A 19,415-nucleotide genomic window follows, 5' to 3' on the forward strand; every position below is an offset into this window, starting at 1 on the left:
GCCATCTTGCGGATCAAGGCGGACACCGGCGTCTGCGTCGGCGCGGGTCAGTGCGTGCTGACCGATCCCGACGTCTTCGACCAGGACGACGACGGCATCGTCGCGCTGCTCACCGACCGGCCGGAGGGCGAGGCGGAACGACGCGCCCGGGACGCGGTCATGCTCTGCCCGTCCCAGGCGTTGTCGATCATCGAGGAGTAGCACCCAGGCGGGCGACGATCGCGTCGGCCATCCGCTCGGCCGAACCGGGCGCGTAGGTCCAGAACAGCGACGGCTCGGTCAGCTCCACCTCGACCAGCAGCGGCGCGTCGTCCGGGCCCGGGATCAGGTCGACCCGGGCGTAGAGCAGGCGGTCCGGCGAGGGCAGGGCGGCGATGGCGCGCTCGCCGACGGCCAGTTCGGCCTCGGTCGGCGTACGCGGGCTGATCTCCTCGTTGTACTCCGCGTCCTTGTCGCCGAGGTCGGGCCCGGTCAGCAGCGGCCCCTTGCGGATCGCGTGGCTGAAGGCGAGCCGCCCGTCCGGGCCCGGGGTGTAGAGCAGCGCCGTCTCGCCGACCCCGTCGACCGCGGTCAGGTAGGGCTGCACCATCGCCGTACGCCCCGCCTCGTGCAGCCGGGCGACATGCGCGACCGCGACGCCGGCCTCGCCCGGCAGCGCGTACCGGCCGGTGTCCTTGCTGCCGGCGCTGATCGTGGGCTTGACCACCCACTCGCCGGCGTCGGGCGGCGTCCACGCCTCCCCCGGCTCCACGAACGTCGTCGGTGTCACCGGCAGGCCGGCCGCGGCCAACTCGCGCAGGTAGTGCTTGTCCGTGTTCCACTCGACCACGGCGGCCGGGTTGGCCAGGGCCGGGACGGTGTGGGCCCAGGTGACGAACCGGTCCCGCCGCGCCGGGTAGTCCCAGGTGCTGCGGAGCACCGCCAGGTCGTAGGACGGCCAGTCGGCCGCCGGGTCGTCCCACCTCGGGGACTCGACGGTCACCCCGCGGGCGCGCAGAGCGTCACGCAGCGGGAACTCGTCTTCGTACAGCTCCGGGAAGATGTCACAGGTTACGAGGGCGACCCGGGATGCCTCCCGGGTCGCCACGTCTTCATCTCGGGTCATGCGGCTATCAGATCAAGGGTGGGCCCGGTTCAGCGAGCCATGCTCCGCCGTGCCATCGAGCGCCACAGGTCGTTGCTGGGACGCATCTGCTCCATCAGTTCGCGCTCCCACTCGTTCTCCACCGCGACACCGGCCGCGTCGCACGCCTCGCGCGCCACAGCGGTGCTGTGGGCGAACTGGTCGGACCACTCGCCGTCGTCGCCGACCAGGACGATGCGCGCGCCCTTCTTGCCGACGTACTCGATGACGGCCTTCGCCCCACCGTGCTCGCCGGCGAACGACTTGATGCCGGCGGTCAGACTCGTATCGGAACCTTCTGCCATGGACCGAAGAGTAAGCAGACTTCGGGCGAAGGCAAGAAGACATGCCCGGTAATTGTGATGCCAATTACCTGCGGGTTTAAGCGTTCAGCACATTGGTTCATACCGATTTTGTCCGAATTGCACCCCGAGACGGTTCCACCGAAGGGCGTACCCCGAGTGTCGGACAAATCCGACATCGAGTCACACCAGAGCGTCGACCGCGACCGCGATGAAGAGGATCGTCAGGTACGTGGTGGACCAGTGGAACAGCCGCATCGGGCGCAGCGGGCGCCCGGCGCGGGACCGCCGGACGAGGAGCACCGCCTCGGCGAGGAAGAGCCCGCCGACGAGCAGAGCCGCGGCGCCGTAGATCGGGCCCAGGCCGAGCGGCCAGGCGGCCAGCGAGGCGGCCACGGTCAGCACGGTGAAGACCAGGATCTCGCGGTTCACCCGGGCGGCGGAACGGACCACCGGGAGCATCGGAATGCCGGCCCGCGCATAGTCGTCCTTGTACTTGATGGCCAATGCGTAGAAGTGCGGCATCTGCCAGAAGAAGACAACTGCGAAAAGCGCCCAGCCCATCGGGGCCACGCCGCCGGTCACCGCGGCCCACCCGATGATCACCGGAGCGGCGCCGCAGATGCCGCCCCAGAAGGTGTTCTGCGAGGTCCGGCGCTTGAGCCACAGCGTGTACACGACGTCGTAGTAGAAGATCGCCGCGGCGGTCAGCGCGGTCGCCAGCCAGTTGGTGAAGACCGCCATCAGCACCACCGAGATCACCGCGAGGGTGAACCCGAAGACCAGCACCGCGCGGGGCGTCACGCCGTGGGCCGGCAGCGGGCGCCGCTTGGTGCGGCGCATCAGCTGGTCGATGTCGCGGTCGATGTAGCAGTTCAGCGCGCTGGCCGCGCCGGCCGCCAGCGCCCCGCCGACCAGCACGATCGCCATCAGGCCGAGGTCGGGCAGCCCGCCCGCGGCGAGCATCATCGCCGGGATCGTGGTGACCAGCAGGAGCTCGACGATGCGCGGCTTGGTGAGCGCGACGTACGCACCGAGGACGGCCCGGAGATCGCGCTTGGCCGCCGTTCCCTCCCCGGCCTCGGCCGGCTCGGCCCGGAGGCCGGAGGGCCGTCCCTGGGCGGGACGCTCGGTGATCATGCTCACGGACAGCCACCTTCCGGCATCGGAACAACTGCGTCGCGGCCGTTGCCGTTGTCGATCCGGCGGCGCGCTCGGACAGACTACGCGCAGCCTGGGACCCTGCTCCGACGACCCGTCGTAGATGCCGGGCGTCACAGGTTTGAACCCCACTGTCCGCTCTCAGCGTATGGGCCTGTGCCGTTCGCCGGGCGTGGGTTTACCGGCAATGGATAGGGTCAACTTCATAAGCAATCCGATAAAGACATGCCCGAGGAGCACACCGACGTGGCTGCCAAGTCTCCAGAGCTGAACTGGTCCGACCTCGACAAGCGGGCGGTCGACACCGTCCGAGTCCTGGCCATGGACGCCGTCGAGAAGTCCGGCAACGGCCACCCGGGCACCGCGATGAGCCTCGCCCCGGTCGCCTACCTGCTGTTCAACCGCGTGATGCGACATGACCCGACTGACCCGCACTGGGCCGGGCGCGACCGGTTCGTGCTCTCCTGTGGTCACTCCAGCCTCACCCTCTACATTCAGCTCTATCTCTCCGGCTACGGCCTGGAGATCGACGACCTGGCCGCGCTGCGGCAGTGGGACTCGCTGACCCCGGGCCACCCGGAGTACGGGCACACCCCCGGCGTCGAGGTCACCACCGGCCCGCTGGGCCAGGGCATCGGCAACGCGGTCGGGATGGCGATGGCCGCCCGGCGCGAGCGGGGCCTGTTCGACCCGACCGGCGAGCCGGGCGCCTCACCGTTCAACCACAACATCTTCGCCATCTGCTCGGACGGTGACATCGAGGAAGGTGTCAGCCACGAGGCCAGCGCCATCGCCGCGGTGCAGAAGCTGGGCAACCTCACGCTGATCTACGACGACAACGAGATCTCCATCGAGGACGACACCCGGATCGCCAAGAACGAGGACGTGGCGGCGCGCTACGAGGCGTACGGCTGGCATGTCCAGACCGTCGACTGGCGCACCGGCGACGCCGACCAGGGCGACTACCACGAGAACGTCGAGGCGCTCTGGGCGGCGATCCAGGCGGCCAAGGCCGAGACCGGCCGCCCGTCGTTCATCGCGCTGCGCACGATCATCGGCTGGCCGGCGCCGAACAAGCAGAACACCGGCAAGATCCACGGCTCCGCCCTGGGCGCCGACGAGGTGGCCGCCACCAAGCGGGTGCTGGGCTTCGACCCCGAGAAGACGTTCGACGTCGCGCCCGAGGTCATCGAGCACACCCGCCAGGTCCGCACCCGCGGCCAGGAAATGCGCGCCGAGTGGCAGAAGTCGTTCGACGCGTGGGCCACGGCCAACGACGACGCGAGCGCCCTGTTCCACCGGCTCGACGGCAAGAAGCTGCCCGAAGGCTGGGAGAAGTCGCTGCCCGAGTTCCCGGCCGACGAGAAGGGTCTGGCCACCCGGGCCGCGTCCGGCAAGGTGCTGGAGGCGCTGGCCCCGGTGCTGCCCGAGCTGTGGGGCGGCTCGGCCGACCTGGCCGAGTCCAACAACACCACGATGAAGGGCGAGCCGTCGTTCATCCCGGCGGAGTACGCGACCAAGGCGTTCCCCGGCAACGAGTACGGCCGCACCCTGCACTTCGGCATCCGCGAGCACGGCATGGGCGCGGTGCTGAACGGCATCGCGGTGCACGGCGGCACCCGCCCGTACGGCGGCACCTTCCTGGTCTTCAGCGACTACATGCGCGGCGCCGTCCGGCTCTCGGCGCTGATGAAGATCGGCGTCGTCTACGTGTGGACGCACGACTCGATCGGCCTGGGCGAAGACGGTCCGACCCACCAGCCGATCGAACACCTGACCGCGCTGCGGGCCATCCACGGGCTCGACGTGGTCCGCCCGGCCGACGCCAACGAGACCGCGTGGGCGTGGCGGGGCGCGCTGGAGCACAACGACCGGCCGACCGCGCTCGCCCTGAGCCGGCAGAACCTGCCGACCATCGACCGCTCGAAGTACGCGAGCGCCGAGGGCACCCTCAAGGGCGGCTACATCCTGTCCGAGGCGTCCACCGGCTCGCCGAGCGTGATCCTGGTGGCCACCGGCTCCGAGGTGGCGATCACCCTCCTCGCGCAGGAGCGGCTGGAGGCGGCCGGCACGCCCACCCGGGTCGTGTCGATGCCCTGCCAGGAGTGGTTCTTCGAGCAGGACACGGCGTACCAGCAGCAGGTTCTGCCGCGAGGTGTTAAAGCCCGCGTAACCGTCGAGGCTGGCATCCGGATGAGCTGGGACCGCATCCTGGGAGAGGCCGGCGAGGCGGTGAGCATCGAGCACTACGGCGCCAGCGCTCCCGCCAAGATCCTGTTCGAGCAGTTCGGGTTCACCGCGGACAACGTGGTGGCCAAGGCCAACGCCGCCCTCGCCAAGGTCGGCGAAATCACCGGTCACACGACCGGTAGCTGAGGAGTAGCACGATGACCGACCGACTGGCCGAGCTGTCCGCCGCAGGGGTGGCGGTCTGGCTCGACGACCTCTCCCGGGTGCGACTGCACACCGGCTCGCTCGACCAGATGCGCCGCGAGCAGCACGTGGTCGGCGTGACCACCAACCCGACCATCTTCGCCAAGGCGCTGTCCGACGCCGGCTCGTACGACGAGCAGCTCAAGGACCTGGCCGCCCAGGAGGTGACCGTCGAAGAGGCGGTGCGCCTGCTGACCTCGTACGACGTGCGCTGGGCGTGCGACGTGATGCGGCCCGCGTACGACGCCTCCAACGGGGTGGACGGACGGGTCTCCATCGAGGTCGACCCGCGCTCGGCCTTCCTGACCGAGAAGACGCAGTCCGAGGCCAAGACGCTGTGGTGGCTGGTCGACCGGCCCAACCTGTTCATCAAGATCCCGGCGACCGAGGCCGGGCTGCCGGCGATCACGGCGACGCTGGCCGCGGGCATCAGCGTCAACGTCACGCTGATCTTCTCGCTCGAGCGCTACCGCGCCGTGATGGACGCCTTCCTGGCCGGCATCGAGCAGGCCAAGGCCAACGGGCACGACCTCACCAAGATCGCCTCGGTCGCCTCGTTCTTCGTGTCCCGGGTGGACACCGAGATCGACAAGCGTCTCGACAAGATCGGCAGCGAGGAGGCCAAGGCGCTCAAGGGCAAGGCCGCGGTGGCCAACGCCCAGCTCGCCTACCAGGCGTACGCCGAGGTCTTCGGCTCGGACCGCTGGCAGGCCCTGGCCGACGCCGGCGCCCACCCGCAGCGCCCGCTGTGGGCCTCCACCGGCACCAAGAACCCGGCCTACAAGGACACCATCTACGTCGAGGAACTCATCGCCCCCGGCGTGGTGAACACGATGCCCGAGTCGGTCATCAAGGCCTACGAGGACCACGGCGAGACCCGGGGCGACACCGTCACCGGCAGGTACGCCGAGGCCCAGAAGGTCATGGACGACGTGGCCGCGATCGGCGTCGACCTCACCGACGTCTTCAAGGTGCTCGAGGACGAGGGCGTCGAGAAGTTCGAGGCGAGCTGGGGCGAGCTGCTCGAGGACGTCAAGAAGTCGCTCGACGCCGCCAAGGCGGGCTCGCCGAGCCCGAGCGACGCCGCCGACAGCTAGAGGCGTCGAACGGAGGCCGCCGCGGGCATCTGGCCTGCGGCGGCTTCCCCCGCGTAACCCAGCGACATTTGGCAGGATGGACCTCGTGGGCAATCCGCTGCGTACCGCACAGGACCGTCGGCTTCCCCGGATCCCGGAGCCGTGCGCTCTGGTGATCTTCGGAGTCACCGGTGACCTCTCCCGTAAGAAGCTCATCCCGGCCGTCTACGACCTGGCCAACCGCGGCCTCCTGCCGCCCGGCTTCGTGGTCCTGGGCTTCGCCCGGCGCGACTGGGGCGAGGGCGAGTTCGAGTCGCTCGCCTACGAGGCCGCCAAGAAGGGCGCCCGGACGACCTGGCGCGAAGACGTCTGGACCCGGCTGGCCAGCCAGTTCCAGTTCGTGCCCGGCTCGTTCGACGACGACGCCGCCTTCGACCACCTCGCGGCCACCCTGGACGACCTGCGCGAACGCAACGGCATCCCGGGCAACGCCGCCTTCTACTTCTCCATCCCGCCGGCCGCGTTCCCGCTGGTGCTCAACCAGCTCAACCGCACCGGGATGGCCGACAACGCGAAGTCCGGCGGCTGGCGCCGGGTCGTCGTCGAGAAGCCGTTCGGCAACGACCTGCAGAGCGCGATCTCGCTGAACCAGCTGGTCGACGAGGTCTTCACGCCCGAAGACGTCTACCGCATCGACCACTACCTGGGCAAAGAGACCGTCCAGAACATCATGGCGTTGCGCTTCGCGAACAGCCTGTTCGAGCCGGTCTGGAACTCCAAGTACGTCGACTCGGTGCAGATCACGATGGCCGAGGACGTCGGCATCGGCACCCGCGCCGCCTTCTACGACGCGTCCGGCGCCGCCCGCGACGTGCTCCAGAACCACCTGCTCCAGCTGCTCGCGCTGGTCGGCATGGAAGAGCCGACGAGCTTCGACCCCAATGAGGTACGCGCGGAGAAGCTCAAGGTCCTCAAGGCGATCAGCCTGCCCGAGGACATCGAGCAGGGTTCCGTCCGCGGGCAATACCTCCAGGGCTGGGTGGCCGGCGAGCGCGCGGTGGGCTACCTGGAGGAGAAGAACATCCCGGAAGACTCGACCACGGAGACGTACGTGGCGGTCCGGCTCGGGATCCAGAACCGGCGGTGGGCGGGCGTCCCGTTCTTCGTACGCGTGGGGAAGCGCATGCCCCGCCGGGTGACCGAGATCGCGATCCTCTTCAAACGCGCGCCCCATCTGCCCTTCGACCCGGCCGACGTCGAGATGCTGGGCCACAACCAGCTGGTCGTGCGGGTGCAACCGGATGAGGGCGTGGTGCTGAAGTTCGGGTCCAAGGTGCCGGGCACCACGATGGAGGTCCGCGACATCGCGATGGACTTCCAGTACGGCGCGGCGTTCACCGAGTCGAGCCCCGAGGCGTACGAGCGCCTCGTGCTCGACGTCCTGGTCGGCGACCGGACCCTGTTCCCGGACGCGGCCGAGGTCGAACAGTCCTGGCGGGTCATCGACCCGCTGGAGGAGGCGTGGGCCGGTAAGAAGCCACATCCCTACCGCGCCGGCGAGTGGGGGCCGCGCGCGGCCGACGAGTTGCTGGCCCGCGAGGGTCGTTCCTGGAGGCGGGCATGATCGGGCTGTGGGACACCACCGGCAACGAGGTCGTCAAGGCCCTGGCCGCTGAGCGGCGCAGTGCCGGGGGCGTGGCGTCCGGTCTCGCCCTGACGCTGATCGCGGTGGTCGAGGAGAAGCAGGTACGCGAGGCCGAAGCGGCCGCCACGATCGCCGCCGCCGCACACCCGTGCCGGCTGCTCATCGTGGTCCGCTCCGACCTCGAGGCGAGCCGCAGCCGGCTCGACGCCGAGATCGTGGTCGGCGGCCGGCTGGGCCCGGCCGAGGCGGTGGTGATGCGGATGTACGGCCGCCTCGCCCTGCACGCCGAGTCGGTGGTCATGCCGCTGCTGGCGCCCGACGTGCCGGTGGTGACCTGGTGGCACGAGACGCCACCCGACCTGATCGCCAACGACTTCCTCGGCGTGGTCGCCGACCGCCGGATCACCGACTGCGCGCTCGCCACCGACCCGGTCGCGGCGCTGCGGCAGCGGGCGGCCGACTACGCCCCCGGCGACACCGACCTGACCTGGACCCGCATCACCCTGTGGCGGACCCTGGTCGCGGGCGCCTTCGACACCACCGAGGAGCGGGTCACCGGCGCGACCATCGTGGCGCCGCCGAGCGACCCGACGGCCGCGCTGATGAAGGGCTGGCTGCGGTCCCGCCTCGGCATCGAGCCGGTGTGGCAGCCGACCGACCGCTCGCCGCGCATGCATTCGGTGGCGCTGGAGTGCGCCAACGGCGACCGCGTGTCGGTCACCCGGGAAGAGGGCACGGCGCTGTTCAGCCGCACCGGCCAGGAAGACCGCTACATGCCGCTGCCGAAGCGGCCGGTGGGCGACGAGCTGGCCGAGGAACTGCGGCGGCTCGACCCCGACCAGATCTACGGCGAGGCGCTGGGGGCGATGGCCGGGCTGACCGGGCTCGACCACAAGCAGCCGTCCCGCGTACACGTCTGGAAGGACCCCGCCCTGGCCGCCCGCGCCGGCGACACGACCGGAGCGATGGCCGGGCCGGGCGGCTCCGCGGCATGAGCGAGACCGTAGTGGTGGTGGTACCCGACGCCGACATCCTGGCGTCGGCCGTGGCGGCCCGCCTGGTCGTCAAGATCATCGACGCCCAGGCGGAACGGGGCTGGGCCGGCGTGGTGCTCACCGGCGGCCGCATCGCCGGCAAGGTGCTGCGCGCGCTGCAGGAGCTGCCGGCGGCCGACGCGATCGAGTGGTCGCACGTCGACCTGTGGTGGGGCGACGAGCGGTTCCTGCCGTCCGGCGACCCCGACCGCAACGAGACCCAGGCCCGCGCCGCGGTGCTCGACGCGCTGCCGCTCGAACCGGCCCGGGTGCACGCCATGCCGCCCTCGGACGGCCCCGACGGCGACGACGCGGAGGCGGCGGCCGACCGGTACGCCCGTGAGCTGGCCGCCGCGGCCAAGCCCGGCAGCTCCGAACTGCCCCACTTCGACGTGCTGATGCTGGGCGTCGGCGAGGACGGCCACGTGGCGTCGATCTTCCCGGAACACCCGGTGGGCTACGAGACGGGTACGACCGCAGCCGTGCACAACAGCCCCAAGCCCCCGCCCACCCGCGTCACCCTGACCCTGCCCACAATCAACACGGCCGAAGAGGTCTGGCTGATCGCCTCCGGCCCCGACAAGGCCGCCCCCGTCGGCATGGCCCTCGAGGGCGCCGGCCCCAAGCAGATCCCCGCGGCCGGCGTGTCCGGCACCGAGAAGACCCTGTGGCTCCTCGACCGGGCGGCCGCGGCCAACGTGCCGGCCAAGATGCGCAGCCTGCGCTGACCCACCCTCCCGGCCGGTCAGCCCACCGGGCCTCTCACGGTCGGGCCGCCGGGCCTCTCGCGGTGGGCCACCGGGCCTGGAGTCGGCCCGGCGCCGGGCGGTCAGCCTTCCGGGCGCGGCGACTCGCCCGGCGGCTCGCCCGGAGTCGGCCGGGCGTCACTGTCCTGGGGGCCCCGCCGCGGCGGAACCTCATCGCCCGGCTCCGGCCCCGGTGACGACCGGACGTCGCCCGGCCGGGCTCCAGGCCTGGTCGGCGCGGGCGGCGCCGGCTCATCGGGTCCCGACTCCTCAGGCCGCGGCGACTCCTCCGGCCGCGACGGCGTGGGCGCGATCGAGGAGGGCCCAGCCGGCGGCACCGCGGGTTGCGCGGGCGGCCCGTCCGGCTGCTTGATCACGAGTACGGCAAAGAGCACCGCCATCGCCGCGGCCCCCGCGAGCCCCGGCACCAGCCACTGCCGCAGCCGACTCCGGCCCCGTACTCCCGACCGCCCCGCCTTCCCCGCGTCGCCCTGCGCGCCACCCGGCAGTTCGGCCGGCAGTTCGGCCGGCCGCAGCCGCTCCGGGGTGATCTGCCCCGCGCGGGCCGCGAGCGCCCGGCGCACCCGGACGTCCAGTTCATCGCTCATCGCCGACCCTCCAACGCCCCACGCAGAATGGTCAGCGCCCGGCTGGCCGTCGACTTCACCGTCCCGCGGGAGACCCGCAGTGCGTCCGCGATCTCCTGCTCCGACAACTCCGACCAGTAGCGCAACACCACCACCTGCCGCTGCCTCGCGGTCAGCCGCCCGAGCGCCGCCAGCACTTCCCGATCCCCTTCCCCCAGCAGCGCCAGATCCTCCGCCGCCGGTGCCACTCCGACCCTGGGCGCGACATATGCCCGCGCGACCTTCCGCCGCCGCAACGCCGACCGCGCCGCATTGAGCACCGCGGTGGTCAGGTAGGCCGCCGGATCATCCACCCCGCGCAGATCCTCCCCATGCCGCCGCCACAACTTCGCGAACGCCTCCTGCACGATGTCCTCCGCCGAGCCCAGGTCATCGACCATCAACACGGCCAGCCGCACCAGCCCGAGCCGTCGAGCCCGATAAAGCTCATCAAACCCACCGCCCGCCCCGACACCGGCGCCCGTCCCCGCAGCCCCCGGTCCCGCAGCGCCTTGGCCCACAGCTCCCGGACCCGCAGCTCCCGGGCCCGAACCAGCCGCGCCCCAAACTCGTCCCACCCCGACACGCGCCTCCGGGGACCGCCCCGCCGCCGCGGCGACACCGCCCGCCATCGAGCGGAACACGCGCAGCAGCCGCCCCCACCAGACCGGGGACGACAGGGGAAGAAGAAGACTCATCGCATCCAGACAACCGAGAAGTGGACCCGTGGACAATGGCGCCCCGCGCCGCCCTCCGCCACGGAGTGAGCATGACAGCCCGTCGCCCCTTTGCTCTGCGCACTCATACTCACCCCCCTTCCCACCTGCAGAAACATCGTGGCGGGTGGCTGGCGCGCTCATCCCGGGCAGCCGGCCAGGCCAGCTCGCCGGGCCGTAAACGGCGACTGACCTGGGATTTCTTCAAACTCAGCATCGCCGGGGCGGCGGTGGACCGGGGGTGAGTATTTGTGCGCAGAGCAAAGGGGGTGGGGCAGGGTCAGGTCGGGGGTCAGCGCCGAGACCGCGACCCAGTGTCGTCGGCCGGCCGAGGCCGCGACCCGGGCGACGCCGGACGCGGCGTGGCCTCGGCCGGCGCCCGCCCCTTCTGATCCCGCGGCGGCGTGGGCGCACCACGTCGCGCGGCCGGCGACTCAGCCGGCCTCGCCGGGCGAGCCTTAGGCCGGCCACCAGGCGAATCCACCGGCGGCCGAGCCCCCGGCGAAACCCGGGCGGGGGCCCCAGGCGAAACCGGAGCCGGAGCTCCAGGCGTGGCCTCAGCCGGCGCCCCGGGCGAAACCGGAGCCGGCGCCCCGGGCTTCGTCTCAGCCGGCGCCCCAGGCGAGCGCGGGCCAACCGCGGGGGGCACCGGCCGAGGTGTGGCGTCATCCGCGTTGGCCGCCAGCGCCGCCACAGCCGTGCCACCCAACCCGGCCACCACCGCCGCGGACACCAATACCACCGTGCGCATGCGTCCCATCAAGCCACTCCCAAGCGTCGAGGATCGTTCCCTACGCCTGGACGGACGCTTCAGCCCGAAATCGGTTGGCTATCGCCGCGTGATCCACGTCACCCTGAGAGCGCTCTCTAAACTGAGCGATGTGCAGCCGATGATCCGCTCCTACCGCCCGTCCGACCTCGACGCCGTCTACGACATCTGTGTCCGAACCGCCGACAGCGGCGGCGACGCCCGTGGCACCACCATCGACGACCACCTGGTCGGTGACATCTTCGCGGTGCCGTACGTGACGCTCGAGCCGGAACACGCCTACGTCCTGGATGACGGCGAGGGGCATGCGGTCGGCTACGTCCTCGGGACCGCCGACACCCCGGCGTTCGTGCGCCGCTTCCGCGAGGAGTGGCTGCCGCTGGTCAAGACCCGTTACCCCGCCCCGAACGACCCGCCGGTCAACCAGACCGACTTCTGGCTCGGCCTGGCCCTCGACCCCGAGCGCATGCTCGTGCCGGAGATGGCCGACTACCCCGCCCACCTGCACATCGACCTGCTGCCGGAGTGGCAGGGCAAGGGCTTCGGCCGTGGCCTGATGGAGGCGTTCCTGGCCGGCCTGCGCCGCGCCGGCGTCACCCGGGTGCATCTGGGCATGGCCCGTGACAACACCGGCGCCCGCGTCTTCTACGACCGGCTCGGCTTCACCGAGATGCCGGTCGCCGACGCGGGCGCGCTGTTCCTGGTGCGCGAGACGGCGTAACGCGACCTACCGGCCGCGGCGCTGGCGGACCTTGGCCAGCGCCTCGGCCAGGATCGCCTCGCCGTCGGCCTCGGAGCGACGCTCCTTCACATAGGCCAGGTGCGACTTGTACGGCTCGGTACGCATGCGACCGGGCGGCTTCTCCCGGTCGAGCCCGGCCGGCTGACCGCAGCGCGGGCAGTCCCACGTCTCGGGCTCCGCGGCGTCGGCCGCGAACTTGACGATCGAGTCGTGCCCGGCGGCGCAGAAGTAGGTCACCTCCCGGCGGGGGGCGGGCTCACTGCGCTCGTCGGGGCGCATCGGGCTGGAGCCGACGCGGCTACCGCGGATGGCGCTGCCACTGGACACGGACGCAACTCCTGTCAGGCAAAGAATGACGGCACCCAGTTCTGAGAAACGGGGCCCGAGAAAAGTACGTCGCTAAAAGAACCGCGCGACCCGGAGTGACCGGACCGCGCGGCAGAGTCTACGACTCCGAAGTCGAGATAAGAAGGCTCGCCGTCAGCCCGCCTGGTGGACCTTGAGCCAGAGCCCGAGGCCGACGATGCAGGCGAACCACACGACGCCGACCAGAACGGTGTATCGGTCGAGGTTCTTCTCGGCCACCGAGGAACCGGACAGGCTGGAGGTGACACCGCCGCCGAACATGCTGGACATGCCGCCGCCCTTGCCGCGGTGAAGCAGGATCAGCAACGTCAGGATGAGGCTCGTGAGCACGAGCAATGACATCAACGTGTACGCGAACCAGGTGGGCATGGCCGGGGTCAGTCCTCTCAAAGGGCACAACAGCGCCGCAATAATAGCGGAATACCCGGCCGCCACGGTGGGCGGCCGGGTGGTGTCAGCGAGCCACGTGCTCCTTGAAGCGGCAGATGGACGCGAATTCCTCCGCGTCCAGGCTGGCGCCACCGACGAGAGCGCCGTCCACGTCCGGCTTTGCCATGATCGCGGCGATGTTCGCCGCCTTCACGGAACCGCCGTACTGGATGCGGATCGCGTCGCCGATCTCCGCGCCGTGCGCCTCGGTGATGCGGACCCGGATGGCGCCACACACCTCCTGCGCGTCGTCGGGAGTCGCGGTCTTGCCGGTGCCGATCGCCCACACCGGTTCGTACGCGATCACGGTCTGCTTGATCTGGTCGGTCTTGAGCCCGTCCAGACCGGCGTCGACCTGGCTGAGCACGTGGGCGACCTGATCGCCGGCCTCGCGCACCTCCAGGCCCTCACCGACGCAGAAGATCGGCGTCAGCCCGGCCGCGAACGCGGCCTTGACCTTCGCGTTGACCAGCGCGTCGTCCTCGTTGTGGTACTGCCGGCGCTCGCTGTGGCCGACAACCACGTAGGTGCAGCCGAGCTTGGCCAGCATGGCGCCGGAGATGTCCCCGGTGTACGCCCCGCCGGTGTGCGGCGACAGGTCCTGCGCGCCGTACACGATCTGAACCTTGTCCCCGTCGACCGAGGTCTGCACGCTGCGCAGGTCGGTGAACGGCGGCAGCACGGCCACCTCGACCGCGGCGAGCTGCTCCTCGCTGAGGCTGAACGCCAGCTTCTGCATCAGGGCGATGGCCTCGAAGTGGTTGAGGTTCATCTTCCAGTTGCCGGCCATGATCGGCCGGCGGGTCTGGTCAGCCATCACTTCTCCAGAGCGGCGACGCCGGGGAGGGTCTTGCCCTCGAGGTACTCCAGCGACGCGCCGCCGCCGGTCGAGATGTGCCCGAAGGCGGACTCGTCGATGCCGAGCGTACGCACGGCGGCCGCCGAGTCGCCGCCACCGACCACCGAGAAGCCGTCGATCTTGGTGATCGCCTCGGCCACGCCCCGGGTGCCGGCCGCGAACGGCGCCAGCTCGAACACGCCCATCGGCCCGTTCCAGAACACGGTCTTCGCCGGCCCGATGGCCTCGGCGAAGAGCGCGACCGAACGCGGGCCGATGTCGAGCCCCAGCCGGTCGGCCGGGATGTCGGAACTGTCGACCGTCTCAAACGAGGCGTCCGCGCTGAAAGCAGTGGCGGCGACGACGTCCACGGGGAGCACGATGCGGCCGTCGGCCGAAGCCAGCAGATCGCGACAGGTGTCGATCATCTCGTCCTCGAGCAGCGACTTCCCGACCTCGTGGCCCTGGGCCTTGAGGAACGTGAAGCACATGCCGCCACCCACCAGCAGCTTGTCCACCTTGGGCAGCAGCGCCTTGATCACGGCCAGCTTGTCGGACACCTTCGAACCGCCGAGCACCACCACGTACGGCTGCTCCGGGCTCTCGGTGACCTTCTTCAGCACCTCGAGCTCACGCAGCACCAGGCCACCGGCGTAGTGCGGCAGCAGCGCCGGCACGTCGTACACCGAAGCGTGCTTGCGGTGAACCGCCCCGAACGCGTCGTCCACGTACGCGTCGCCGAAGGCGGCGAGCTGAGCGGCGAACGCACCGCGGTCGGCGTCGTCCTTCGAGGTCTCCCCCGCGTTGAAGCGCAGGTTCTCCAGCAGAAGGATCTGCCCGTCCAACAACGCGTCCACCGCCGCCGACGCCGCGGGTCCCACGGTGTCCGAGGCGAAGATGACCGGCGTGCCGAGCAGCTCGCCCATCCGGGTCGCGACCGGGTCGAGGGTGAACGCCGGGTCGGGCGCGCCCTTCGGCCGGCCCAGGTGGGAGAAGACGATGACGCGGGCGCCGGCGTCACGCAGCGCGATCACGGTCGGCAGCACCGCGCGGATCCGGCCGTCGTCGGTGATGACACCAGCCTGTTTCTTGTCGAACGGGACGTTCAGGTCGGCACGCACGAGCACGCGCCGACCCGAGACACCCTCGCCGAGCAGGTCGTCGAGAGTCTTCAAGATCAGCCGACCAGCTTCACCAGGTCGACGAGGCGGTTCGAGTAGCCCCACTCGTTGTCGTACCAGCCGACGACCTTGACCTGGTTGCCGATCACCTTGGTCAGGCCGGCGTCGAAGATGCATGAGGCCGGGTCGGTGACGATGTCGGACGAGACGATCTGGTCCTCGGTGTAGACCAGGATGCCCTTGAGCGGGCCGTCCGCGGCCGCCTTGATCGCGGCGTTGACCTCGTCGACCGAGGTCTCCTTCTTGGCCTGGAAGGTCAGGTCGGTGGCCGAGCCGGTCGGGATCGGCACGCGCATCGCGAAGCCGTCCAGCTTGCCCTTGAGCTCGGGCAGCACCAGGCTCACGGCCTTGGCCGCGCCGGTCGAGGTCGGCACCACGTTGAGGGCGGCGGCGCGGGCGCGGCGCAGGTCCTTGTGCGGGCCGTCCTGCAGGTTCTGGTCCTGGGTGTAGGCGTGGATCGTGGTCATCAGGCCACGCTCGATGCCGATCGTGTCGTTCAGCACCTTCGCCATCGGCGCCAGGCAGTTGGTGGTGCAGGAGGCGTTCGAGATGACCGTGTGCTTCGCGGCGTCGTAGAGGTGGTCGTTGACGCCCATCACGATCGTGATGTCCTCGTTCTTGGCCGGCGCCGAGATGATGACCTTCTTCGCGCCGTTGTCGGCGTGCACCTTGGCCTTGGTGGCGTCGGTGAAGAAGCCGGTCGACTCGATGACCACGTCCGCGCCGACGTCCGACCACTTGAGGTTGGCCGGGTCACGGTCGGCGAACGCCTTGAAGGTCTTGCCACCGACGGTGATCTCGTCCGCGGTCGCCTTCACCTCGGCGTCCAGGCGGCCCAGGATCGAGTCGTACTTGAGCAGGTGCGCGAGCGTCGCGTTGTCGGTGAGGTCGTTCACCGCGACGATCTCGATATCCGCGCCGGACTTTTGCACGGCCCGGAAGAAGTTGCGGCCGATGCGGCCGAAGCCGTTGATGCCAACCCGGATGGTCACAGGGTCTCCTCGTGCTAGGCCGACCTGTTCTAATCTCGGCCGGCGAGTCTTGGTGTGGCCGTCGCAGCCGCATCTGTGCAGCGCGGTCGGGCCATGCTTAGCGGCACCGTCGCCGTCAACCGCACCCTATCCGAGGTGCGGCTCGGCCTCGCTGCCGGGGCGCGATCCCACCGTTACTTAAAACCTATAAGGGGTACGCGCACAGTAGGTGCTCGTTATCACCCACGGCCTCCCTGCAACTCCAGGCCGTGGGGAACCATCCGGGTCGGCGGGGCGCGGCAGCGGTGTGCGCCCGCCCCGGCCACCCTCGGGTGTGCGCCGCGGCCAGCCTCAGCAGGCCATCATTTCGGGGGTCACGGCGGCCTCGGTGTCGGGGATGCCCAGGTCGCGGGCACGCTTGTCGGCCAGGGCCAGGAGGCGGCGGATGCGGCCGGCGATGGCGTCCTTGGTCAGTGGCGGGTCGGCCAGGGCGCCCAGCTCCTCCAGGGAGGCCTGGCGGTGTTCCAGGCGGAGCTGGCCGGCGCTGGTCAGGTGGTTGGGCGCCTCTTCGGAGAGGATCTCCAGGGCGCGGGTGACGCGGGCCGCGGCGGCCACCGCGGCGCGGGCCGAGCGGCGGAGGTTGGCGTCGTCGAAGTTGGCCAGGCGGTTGGCCGTGGCGCGCACCTCACGGCGTACCCGGCGCTCTTCCCAGGCCAGCACCGAGCCGTGCGCGCCGATCCGGGTGAGCAACGCCGCGATCGCGTCGCCGTCCTTGATCACCACGCGGTCGACGCCGCGTACCTCGCGCTCCTTGGCCGTGATGCCGAGCCGGCGGGCGGCGCCGCGGAGGGCGAGCGCCGCCTCGGGGCCGGGGCAGGTGATCTCGAGGGCGCTGGACCGGCCGGGCTCGGTGAGCGAGCCGTGCGCCATGAACGCGCCGCGCCACGCGGCCACCGCGCAGCAGACGTTGGCCGAGACGACGTGCGGCGGGAGGCCACGCACCGGGCGGCCGCGCACGTCGAGCAGGCCGGTCTGGCGGGCCAGGGCCTCGCCGTCCTTGACGATCCGGACGATGTAGTGGCTGCCCTTGCGCAGGCCGCCGGAGGCCAGCACGTGCACCTCGGACTGGTAGCCGTACACCTCGTGGATCTCACGCCGCAGGCGCCGGGCCACCGCGCCGGTGTCGAGTTCGGCCTCGACCACCACCCGGCCGGAGACGATGTGCAGGCCGCCGGCGAACCGGAGCAGGGCCGCCATCTCGGCGCGGCGGCAGCAGGGCTTGGGTACGTCGACCCGGCTCAGCTCGTCCTTGACCGCCGCTGTCATCGCCATCGTCTTCGTCACCTCATGTGCCGGATCTTCAACAGTGTGTGCCGTGTTGTGCCTGATGCTTAACGATCGGCACCCAGGACAGGCACCAGTGCAACACCCAACGACTCAGGATCATGCCTGGCGCTGCCGTCCGCAACGGCCAGTGGTGCCAGAACCAACCTGGCGCCCAGGGCCTCCGCGGCATGATGCACCGGTTCGGGCTCGCCCACCCATTTCGCGTCGGCCAGCACCACGTCGGCCCGCAACGCGGGAAGGTACCAGTGCAGCGCCCGCAGGTGGTCGGCCACGGACAGGCCGAGCGTCTCGTTGTCGGCCGCCAGGTTGAGCGTGACCAGTTTGCGGCCCGGGCTGGCGACGATCGCCTCGGCCAGCTCGGGCACCATCAGGTGTGGGAGCACGCTGGTGTACCAGCTGCCCGGCCCGAAGATCAGCCAGTCCGCCTCGGCGATCGCGGCCAGCGCGTCCGGGCAGGCCGGTGGCGCCGCCGGGACCAGGCGTACCGCCTCGACGTGGCCGGTGGTGATCGCCACCTGGTGCTGACCGCGGACCGTGATCGTCTCTTGAGGCCGCTCCGGGTCGTGACCGCGCACGTCGGCCTCGATGCCCACCGCGTGGCAGGCCATCGGCAGCACCCGGCCGTGCGCGCCGACCATCCGCTCGGCGTGCTGCAACGCCACGACCGGGTCGCCGAGCAGTTCCATCAGGCCGAGCAGCAGCAGGTTGCCGACCGCGTGCCCGCTCAGCGGGTCGGGGTCGCCCTCGCCGACCGCGGCGAACCGGTGCTGGAGCAGCTGCGCGGTGCGCTGGGCGGTGGCGTCGCCGTCGGCCAGCGCGGCGAGCGCCTGACGCAGGTCGCCGGGTGGCAGCTGGGCGTCACGTTCGGCCCGGAGCCGGCCGCTGGACCCGCCGTCGTCGCCGACCGTGACGACCGCGGTGATGTCCAGGTCGAGCTGGGACAGCCGCAGCGCGCGCAGCGAGGCGCTGAGGCCGTGCCCACCACCGAAAGCGACGACTCGCGTCGGTCCGGTCACTCGCGCCCCAGATCGCGGTGCGAGGCGTGGGCGGAAAGGCGGATGTCTCGCAACTTGCTGGTCAACTCCTCGGCGATGGCGACGCTGCGGTGCTTGCCACCGGTGCAGCCGATGGCCACGGTCAGGTAACGCTTGCCCTCACGCTCGAAGCCGGGCGCGGTGGTGGCGATGAGCGAGGCGTACGTGGACACGAAGTCCCCGGCGCCCTCCTGCCCCAGCACGTACCCACTGACCGCCTCTTCCAGACCGGTGTGGTCGCGCAGCTCGGGCACCCAGAACGGGTTCGGCAGGAACCGCGCGTCCATCACGTAGTCGGCGTCCGGCGGCAGCCCGTACTTGAACCCGAACGACAGCACCGTGATCCGGAGCTTGCGCGCGTCTTCACCGCCGAACAGCTCCTCCACCCGGCGGCGCAGCTGGTTCACGTTGAGGTGGCTGGTGTCGATGATCACATCGGCCTGCTCGCGGGCCTCTTCGAGCAGCTTCCGCTCGGCGGCGATGCCGTCGGCCAGCCGTCCGTCACCCTGGAGGGGGTGTGACCGCCGCACCGACTCGAAGCGCCGGATCAGCACCTCGTCGTCGGCGTCCACGAACACCACCCGGGGCGAGAAGCCACGTTCCTCGAGGGCGTGGACCGCGCCGCCCAGGTCGGTGGAGAACGCGCGGCTGCGTACGTCGAGGACCATCGCGGTACGCCGGGCGGCCCCGCCGGCCTTGGCCGCCAGCTGAGCCATGTCGAGCATCAGCGCCTGCGGCAGGTTGTCCACGACGTAGTAACCGACGTTCTCCAGAGCGCGGGCAACCGTGCTGCGCCCGCCGCCGGAGAGCCCGGTGACGATCACCAGGTCGGTCTCCTCCTCGGACCCCAGCGTCTCGTCCGCCATCTCGGTCACG

Annotated in this window: 20 protein-coding genes; 7 read left to right on the forward strand and 13 right to left on the reverse strand. The window is 70.9% G+C overall.

The window, feature by feature from the left end; translation table 11 throughout:
- Positions 1–6 precede the first annotated feature (6 nt).
- Positions 7–201, forward strand: coding sequence for a (4Fe-4S)-binding protein (locus AB0M54_RS07230; protein ID WP_364325138.1), 195 nt, complete (start codon positions 7–9; stop codon positions 199–201).
- On the opposite strand, the gene AB0M54_RS07235 is transcribed toward AB0M54_RS07230, so the two are convergent.
- The 3 genes from AB0M54_RS07235 to AB0M54_RS07245 form a co-directional block, all read right to left on the reverse strand.
- Complete coding sequence (locus tag AB0M54_RS07235; protein WP_364469705.1) at positions 188–1,105, reverse strand: hypothetical protein; 918 nt, start codon at positions 1,103–1,105, stop codon at positions 188–190. The two genes, AB0M54_RS07230 and AB0M54_RS07235, sit on opposite strands and share 14 nt — an antisense overlap.
- A gap of 29 nt (positions 1,106–1,134) precedes the next feature.
- Entirely contained in the window at positions 1,135–1,428 is a 294-nt protein-coding gene (locus AB0M54_RS07240; RefSeq protein ID WP_364325144.1) for a hypothetical protein, read from the reverse strand.
- A 180-nt stretch (positions 1,429–1,608) separates the two neighbouring features.
- On the reverse strand, positions 1,609–2,565 hold the full coding sequence (locus AB0M54_RS07245; RefSeq protein ID WP_364470035.1) for a heme o synthase: 957 nt from the start codon (positions 2,563–2,565) through the stop codon (positions 1,609–1,611).
- Positions 2,566–2,811: 246 nt separating this feature from the next.
- On the opposite strand from AB0M54_RS07245, the gene tkt reads away from it, so the two are divergent.
- The 5 genes from tkt (at position 2,812) to pgl (ending at position 9,502) form a co-directional block, all read left to right on the forward strand.
- Entirely contained in the window at positions 2,812–4,962 is a 2,151-nt protein-coding gene (gene tkt / locus AB0M54_RS07250; protein ID WP_364469707.1) for a transketolase, read from the forward strand.
- 11 nt (positions 4,963–4,973) lie between these two features.
- Positions 4,974–6,116, forward strand: coding sequence for a transaldolase (gene tal, locus AB0M54_RS07255; RefSeq protein WP_364325150.1), 1,143 nt, complete (start codon positions 4,974–4,976; stop codon positions 6,114–6,116).
- 85 nt (positions 6,117–6,201) lie between these two features.
- Positions 6,202–7,719: a glucose-6-phosphate dehydrogenase gene (gene zwf, locus AB0M54_RS07260; RefSeq protein ID WP_364325535.1), complete on the forward strand. Its 1,518-nt coding sequence runs from the start codon at positions 6,202–6,204 to the stop codon at positions 7,717–7,719.
- A complete protein-coding gene (locus tag AB0M54_RS07265; protein WP_364469709.1) occupies positions 7,716–8,735 on the forward strand; it encodes a glucose-6-phosphate dehydrogenase assembly protein OpcA in 1,020 nt (339 codons plus the stop codon). The genes zwf and AB0M54_RS07265 overlap by 4 nt, the downstream gene beginning before the upstream one ends.
- A complete protein-coding gene (gene pgl / locus AB0M54_RS07270; protein WP_364325156.1) occupies positions 8,732–9,502 on the forward strand; it encodes a 6-phosphogluconolactonase in 771 nt (256 codons plus the stop codon). Before AB0M54_RS07265 ends, pgl begins: the two co-directional genes overlap by 4 nt.
- A gap of 101 nt (positions 9,503–9,603) precedes the next feature.
- Here pgl and AB0M54_RS07275 read toward each other — a convergent pair whose 3' ends face one another.
- Complete coding sequence (locus AB0M54_RS07275) at positions 9,604–10,128, reverse strand: hypothetical protein (protein WP_364469711.1); 525 nt, start codon at positions 10,126–10,128, stop codon at positions 9,604–9,606.
- Complete coding sequence (locus AB0M54_RS07280; protein WP_364469713.1) at positions 10,125–11,006, reverse strand: SigE family RNA polymerase sigma factor; 882 nt, start codon at positions 11,004–11,006, stop codon at positions 10,125–10,127. The genes AB0M54_RS07275 and AB0M54_RS07280 overlap by 4 nt, the downstream gene beginning before the upstream one ends.
- A gap of 746 nt (positions 11,007–11,752) precedes the next feature.
- Here AB0M54_RS07280 and AB0M54_RS07285 point away from each other — a divergent pair.
- Positions 11,753–12,352, forward strand: a complete 600-nt coding sequence (locus AB0M54_RS07285) for a GNAT family N-acetyltransferase (RefSeq protein WP_364470037.1) — start codon at positions 11,753–11,755, stop codon at positions 12,350–12,352.
- A 6-nt stretch (positions 12,353–12,358) separates the two neighbouring features.
- Here the strand turns inward: AB0M54_RS07285 and AB0M54_RS07290 are convergent, their stop codons facing one another.
- The 8 genes from AB0M54_RS07290 to rapZ form a co-directional block, all read right to left on the reverse strand.
- Complete coding sequence (locus tag AB0M54_RS07290; protein WP_364325164.1) at positions 12,359–12,700, reverse strand: RNA polymerase-binding protein RbpA; 342 nt, start codon at positions 12,698–12,700, stop codon at positions 12,359–12,361.
- 153 nt (positions 12,701–12,853) lie between these two features.
- Positions 12,854–13,108, reverse strand: coding sequence for a preprotein translocase subunit SecG (gene secG, locus AB0M54_RS07295; protein ID WP_364325167.1), 255 nt, complete (start codon positions 13,106–13,108; stop codon positions 12,854–12,856).
- A gap of 85 nt (positions 13,109–13,193) precedes the next feature.
- Positions 13,194–13,985 carry a triose-phosphate isomerase gene (gene tpiA / locus AB0M54_RS07300; RefSeq protein WP_364325170.1) on the reverse strand — a complete coding sequence of 264 codons (792 nt, stop codon included), beginning with the start codon at positions 13,983–13,985 and terminating at the stop codon, positions 13,194–13,196.
- Entirely contained in the window at positions 13,985–15,187 is a 1,203-nt protein-coding gene (locus AB0M54_RS07305) for a phosphoglycerate kinase (RefSeq protein WP_364325541.1), read from the reverse strand. Before AB0M54_RS07305 ends, tpiA begins: the two co-directional genes overlap by 1 nt.
- Positions 15,184–16,179 (reverse strand): type I glyceraldehyde-3-phosphate dehydrogenase, encoded by a 996-nt coding sequence (gap, locus tag AB0M54_RS07310; RefSeq protein WP_364325173.1) that lies wholly within the window; start codon positions 16,177–16,179, stop codon positions 15,184–15,186. The genes AB0M54_RS07305 and gap overlap by 4 nt, the downstream gene beginning before the upstream one ends.
- Before the next feature lie 330 nt (positions 16,180–16,509).
- The gene (gene whiA, locus AB0M54_RS07315; RefSeq protein ID WP_364325176.1) at positions 16,510–17,490 is read right to left on the reverse strand and encodes a DNA-binding protein WhiA; all 981 of its coding nucleotides are present in this window, start codon (positions 17,488–17,490) and stop codon (positions 16,510–16,512) included.
- Positions 17,491–17,549: 59 nt separating this feature from the next.
- Positions 17,550–18,521, reverse strand: a complete 972-nt coding sequence (yvcK, locus tag AB0M54_RS07320) for a uridine diphosphate-N-acetylglucosamine-binding protein YvcK (protein ID WP_364325179.1) — start codon at positions 18,519–18,521, stop codon at positions 17,550–17,552.
- Positions 18,518–19,405: an RNase adapter RapZ gene (gene rapZ, locus AB0M54_RS07325; RefSeq protein ID WP_364325544.1), complete on the reverse strand. Its 888-nt coding sequence runs from the start codon at positions 19,403–19,405 to the stop codon at positions 18,518–18,520. Before rapZ ends, yvcK begins: the two co-directional genes overlap by 4 nt.
- Positions 19,406–19,415: the final 10 nt, after the last annotated feature.

The sequence above is a fragment of the Actinoplanes sp. NPDC051470 genome, assembly GCF_040682035.1.
Classification (GTDB): domain Bacteria; phylum Actinomycetota; class Actinomycetes; order Mycobacteriales; family Micromonosporaceae; genus Actinoplanes.

Coding starts and splice junctions, on each gene's coding strand:
- AB0M54_RS07235 (WP_364469705.1), bottom strand. CDS start 1,105: ATGACCCGAGATGAAGACGTGGCGACCCGGGAGGCATCCCGGGTCGCC.
- AB0M54_RS07240 (WP_364325144.1), bottom strand. CDS start 1,428: ATGGCAGAAGGTTCCGATACGAGTCTGACCGCCGGCATCAAGTCGTTC.
- AB0M54_RS07245 (WP_364470035.1), bottom strand. CDS start 2,565: ATGATCACCGAGCGTCCCGCCCAGGGACGGCCCTCCGGCCTCCGGGCC.
- tkt (WP_364469707.1), top strand. CDS start 2,812: ATGCCCGAGGAGCACACCGACGTGGCTGCCAAGTCTCCAGAGCTGAAC.
- tal (WP_364325150.1), top strand. CDS start 4,974: ATGACCGACCGACTGGCCGAGCTGTCCGCCGCAGGGGTGGCGGTCTGG.
- AB0M54_RS07265 (WP_364469709.1), top strand. CDS start 7,716: ATGATCGGGCTGTGGGACACCACCGGCAACGAGGTCGTCAAGGCCCTG.
- pgl (WP_364325156.1), top strand. CDS start 8,732: ATGAGCGAGACCGTAGTGGTGGTGGTACCCGACGCCGACATCCTGGCG.
- AB0M54_RS07275 (WP_364469711.1), bottom strand. CDS start 10,128: ATGAGCGATGAACTGGACGTCCGGGTGCGCCGGGCGCTCGCGGCCCGC.
- AB0M54_RS07280 (WP_364469713.1), bottom strand. CDS start 11,006: ATGAGCGCGCCAGCCACCCGCCACGATGTTTCTGCAGGTGGGAAGGGG.
- AB0M54_RS07285 (WP_364470037.1), top strand. CDS start 11,753: ATGATCCGCTCCTACCGCCCGTCCGACCTCGACGCCGTCTACGACATC.
- secG (WP_364325167.1), bottom strand. CDS start 13,108: ATGCCCACCTGGTTCGCGTACACGTTGATGTCATTGCTCGTGCTCACG.
- tpiA (WP_364325170.1), bottom strand. CDS start 13,985: ATGGCTGACCAGACCCGCCGGCCGATCATGGCCGGCAACTGGAAGATG.
- whiA (WP_364325176.1), bottom strand. CDS start 17,490: ATGGCGATGACAGCGGCGGTCAAGGACGAGCTGAGCCGGGTCGACGTA.
- rapZ (WP_364325544.1), bottom strand. CDS start 19,405: ATGGCGGACGAGACGCTGGGGTCCGAGGAGGAGACCGACCTGGTGATC.